We start from the raw sequence: 4,974 nt of genomic DNA on the forward strand, positions 1-4,974 counted from the left end.
GTCGATGGGGACAACTCCCCATCGACGGACACGAGTCAGCTGCCCGTCGCTCCCTCGACGAGGGGCAGCTGCACGGTGACCTGGCGACCGGCCTGCACGAAGATGCCTCGTCCCTCGGGGAAGTCGGTGCGCTTGACCTTCGGGAACGGCACCTTGAACACCGCGTCACCGTCGAAGGAGTCGGGCTTGAGGATGATGCCCTTGCGCCCGGCCTTGAAGTCGCCGATGAACCCGAAACCGCTCGTGACCTGCGTGACGTCGGCGTCGCCGATGAGCAGGTGGTCGCTGCGGTTGATCGCCTGGAAGAGGGCCTTCATCTCGCGCTCGGCGGGACTGTCGGCGAACTGGGGCACGTCCTCGACAACGATGAGCACTCTGGTCGGGAGCGCGTCGTCGGCGATCAGCTCGGTGATCTCCTTGGCGAGCTCCTTCGCATCCTCCGGCGTCACCGCGCTGCGTGTCCAACTCGCGTAGTCCTTGAGCTGGGCACGACGTCCGCCGAAATGGAACAGCACGGTGGACGGATCGAGCCGGCGCATCGACGTGATGAGGGATTTGAGAGCGTTGGTCTTGCCCGACGACGGCGGTCCCGCCACGACGAACGTACCGACCGGGTCGAAGTCGCGCGCGGCGAGAGTATCCTCCGCCACACCGAGCACCGGGAACTCGCCGAGACGATCGGGCAGATCACGCACCGACAGACGCGTGGGCAGAGCACCGATCTCGGGCACGTCGCGTGCCCCGGCCGCACGCAGTCGATCGGCCAGGCCCTCGAGGAGCTTGGTCTGCTCGGCGACGTTCGGGGTGCCGCCGAGCGTGGCGATCTGGGTCTCCCGGCCGTCGACGATGGCGCGACCAGGAGCCGAACGCTCGTCCAGCACGTCCTTGGGCGCGTTGAGCATCGCGTACCCCGATTCGTCGGAGAGCCGCAGGACCACGCGCCGCGACACGTTGGCGCTGACCGCGGTGGGCACGGAGCCCGAACGGTCGGCGCTCGCGATCACGTGCACGCCCAGCGGGCGCCCCTCCCCGAGGATGCGCATGAAGGTCTGGTAGAACGGCATCCGCGCGGTGGTCGACTCCCACTCGCCGCGGAACTGCGGGAACCCGTCGATCAGGAACAGGATTCGGGCCTCATCCTTGCCGGTGATCTCCCGGTACTCGGTCAGGCTGGAGGCGTTGGCGGCGCTGAAGCGCTTGCCACGGTCGTCGAGCACGGCTGCCAGCGAGCGCAGCACACGCTGCACACGCTCCGAGTCGTCGCCCGAGATGATCGAGCCGACGTGGGGCAGCATCTCCAGGCTCTTCAGCGAACCCGATCCGAAGTCGAGTCCGTACACCTCGACGTGCGAATGCGCGGGCTCGAAACCCGCCGCGATCGCGATCGTGCGCAAGACCGTCGATTTGCCCGATCCGCTGGTCCCGTAGACCAGGAGCGACCCGTCCTTGTCGGGGTGGAAGTACGCGGGCTCCTGCAGCTGCCGCTCCGGGACATCCATCTTGCCGAGCAGCACCTGCCCGTCGCCGAGCACCGGGAGGTCGCGCAGATCGACGGCGCCCTCGAGGTCGTCGAGCCACGGACGCCGAGGCGCGGGGATGCGGGCTTCGCGTGCCGCGTTCACGAGTGTCGCCACGATGCGCTTCTGGTCGTTGGGTCCGAGATCCTCATCGTGGGCGTCGGATTCGGGAGCCTGCTCGGCCTCCCAGGTCTGGATCGAGCCGAAGCGGAGTTCGGCGACCTTGACCTCGGCGACCTGCACCTCATCGGTCGTCCACCCGCCCGCATAGGCGGACTGGAACGGCACGAGGCGACCCGGACCGGTCTTCGCGATGCCGCGTCCAGGCAGCGAGGGCGGGAACGTCGCCGCCACCGGATCGTCCACGACGTCTTTCGAGTCGGATTCATCGGCCATCCGCAGCGCGACGCGCAGGTTCGTGTTCGCGCGCAGATTGTCCTTGATGACGCCCGCGGGGCGCTGGGTCGCCATGATCAGGTGGATGCCGAGGGAACGACCGCGCTGGGCGATGTCGACGACGCCGTCGACGAACTCCGGCACCTCCCCGGCGAGCGCGGCGAACTCGTCGATCACCAGCACCAGGGCCGGTGGCGTCTCGGGATCGCGACGCTTCTCGAGCTCGAGGAGGTCCTTCGCCTTCTTGCGGTTGAAGAGGTGCTCGCGATGGTGCAGCTCGGCGCGCAGGCTGGTGAGGGCGCGACGCACCAGGTGCGGGCTCAGGTCGGTGACCAGCCCCACGGTGTGCGGCAGATCGACGCAGTCCGCGAACGCAGAACCGCCCTTGTAGTCGACGAAGAGGAATGTGACGCGATCGGGGCTGTGGGCCGCGGCCATGCCGAGCACCCACGCCTGCAGGAACTCGCTCTTGCCGGCACCGGTCGTCCCGCCGACGAGCGCGTGCGGACCCTGGGTGCGCAGGTCGAGGGTCATCGCGTCGGTCTGCGACTGCCCGATGATGGCGCGCAGGTTTCCGGCCTTCTTGAGCCGGGACTGCGGAGCACCGGAGCGATCGATGATGGTGTTGTTCTGACGCCACCGGTCGATCACGGCGCTCGCATCCTCGGCGACCTCGTTCCCCACCAGCGAGAGGAAGCTGACGGAGTTCGGGATGTCGGAGGAATCCTCGATCACCGTGCTGGAGTCGACGACCGGGGCGAGGCGCTTCGCGAACATCGTCATGTAGGCGTGCGAGACGCCCTCGACCTGCACCCCGCGGTAGTCCACGCCGCTGCGGACGGTACCGACCACGGCATCGGCGAGGCCGGCGCTCACATCGACGAACGTGCGGCACGCGGCGGGCAGCGCCTCGACCACCGGAGCGACGAAGAGCGCGTACACGCCGACGTCGGCACCGCGTTCGAGGATCTGGGTCAGTCGCGCCCGGTCGACGGGAGCGTCGTTCGTGATGATCACCAGGATGGCCGTCTGGCCGGGGAACGTCGCGTCCTCTGCTGCCCGCTTGACGTCGGTCCCGTAGCGCATCGGATCCCAGTCGGCGCCGTACGGCGGCCGCGCGGACTTCGATTCCCGCGAGCGACGCAGCACGATCTCCTCCAGGCCGCTGAGCAGCGCCGTGCCTGTCGAGGCGGAATCGGCGAGGGGCATCTCCTTGAACGGATTGCGCTCGCTCGAGGTGTGCGGCAGCCACTTGAGCCAGTCGAGCTCATTCGCCCAGCCCGGCTCGGTGAGGGCGACGGTCACCAGCTCATTGGGGGAATGCGTACCGAACAGCTGCACCGCGATCCCGCGCAGCGCATCGCTCGCGAGCGACGTCGGCCCCGCGACGCCGATGGATCCCACGCTCTGGAGCGATTCCAGGATGGGGACGTCGTCGATCATCCGGTACCGCTCCTCGAGACGGTCGACGCGCTCGACGTACTCGACGAGCGCCTCCGGGGTCTCGGTGCGCTTGATGCGCGTGCGCGCCTCGCTCTCGCAGACGCCGAGGCGCAGGGCGAGGAAGTTCCAGTGCTCCGGCCGACGCGTCCACAGCAGGGGTCCGAGGCGCATCGCCTCATCGAACACGACGGCGACGGCGGGGACCTCGTTCTGCCGCACCTCCCGCTCCTTCGGGCGGGAGTGGTAGAGCGTCTCCTCGAGCCGCTCGAACTGCTCCTCGAACGACTCCGCCTCCTTGCGCAGACGCTGACCGATGTTGGTCTTCTGGGAGATGAAGTTGCCGAACATCATCATCGGGGAGGCGGCGGCGATGAGCAGAGAGGCCGGACGCTGTGTGATGCTGAACATCGTCACGGCCAACAGGATCGGTGCGACGAGCATGGGCCAGGGGAAGAGCCGGGACGGCTGATCGCGTGGGTAGCGCGGTTCATCCAGCTCCTGCCCCGTGAACCGTTCCTCGACGCGGGGGCTGCGATTGAACATCAGAGCGCCGCCGCGCTCGAGCACCGGGTCGCCGCTGGCCGATCCGTCGAAGTCGCTCACCATGTGCACGACGAACTCGCAGTCGCCGAGCGCGAAGCTCTGTCCGGGAATGACGCGGAGCCGCTGCACGAGTCCGCCGTCGACGAGGATCCCGTTCGCCGAGTTCAGATCGACCAGCTCGACGAAGGTCGCGGCGACCTCGATACGAGCGTGCCGCTTCGAGACCAGCGGATCAGCGATCGTGACGTCGTTCGCGCCATCACGGCCGATCAGGAAGTGACCGATCGGCAGCGGGAACTCCTGGCCCGCGGCGGGACCGGCGACGACCGTGAGCACGGCGGCCGGGCGCGTACCGGCTCCTCCCACCGATACCCGGTTCGGGCCGACGTTGACCACCTCGGCGAGGAAGCCGGAGCCGATCGGGGCGTCACCGACGAGCAGGTCGGGGTTGAGCATGGTGAGCTGCTCGCTGGTCGGCGGCGCCACCGAGAGGGTGAGCACGTCCGCCGGAGCCGCGGCGATACTGCGCGCGGGGTCGGTCGTGGCGATCTGACGCGCGACGTCGGCGATCGTCGCCGTCGAGTCGGCCATCACGACCACATCGGTCAGGGGTGCTGCGGGTCGACGCAGGGTCAGCTTGACTCTCATCGCTCGTCCTCACCGCGCCGGGGGCGCATCTCACTACTCAGTGTCATGCCCACTCCACGTGGAGGGACCGGTCGCCGAAGCGCACCGTGTCGCCGGTCTTCAGCTCGGCGGGGTGTCCGGCCGGCAGGACCGTCTCCGCACCGCCCCGGATGATCGCGCTGCCGTTGGTCGACGCCCGGTCGACGACGAAGACACCTCGTCGAGCCGGCATCACCGCGATGTGCGTCTTGGACACCGAGCGAGTGTCGTCGATCACCGGCACGAGCAGCGCCTCCCCCTCGCCGGCGGCCGCACTCGGCGACCGCCCGAAGAGCGTGGTGCCGCGCACCTCGATGCGCTCGCCCGTGTCGAGCACGAGGATCGCACGGACGCCCGCGGGTGCGGGAGCAGCGGGCGCAGCGGGCGCAGCAGACGCAGGTACAGGTGC

General features: G+C 68.9%; 2 protein-coding genes. Both read right to left on the reverse strand.

Annotation, left to right across the window (positions count from 1 at the left end):
* Nucleotides 1–35: 35 nt before the first annotated feature.
* Complete coding sequence (locus B2869_RS06910; protein WP_292764262.1) at nt 36–4,547, reverse strand: FtsK/SpoIIIE domain-containing protein; 4,512 nt, start codon at nt 4,545–4,547, stop codon at nt 36–38.
* Nucleotides 4,548–4,590: 43 nt separating this feature from the next.
* The coding region (locus tag B2869_RS06915) for an FHA domain-containing protein (RefSeq protein WP_292764265.1) at nt 4,591–4,974 on the reverse strand (384 nt) is incomplete at its 5' end.

This window comes from Microbacterium sp. UBA3486, from assembly GCF_002377845.1.
Classification (GTDB): domain Bacteria; phylum Actinomycetota; class Actinomycetes; order Actinomycetales; family Microbacteriaceae; genus Microbacterium; species Microbacterium maritypicum_A.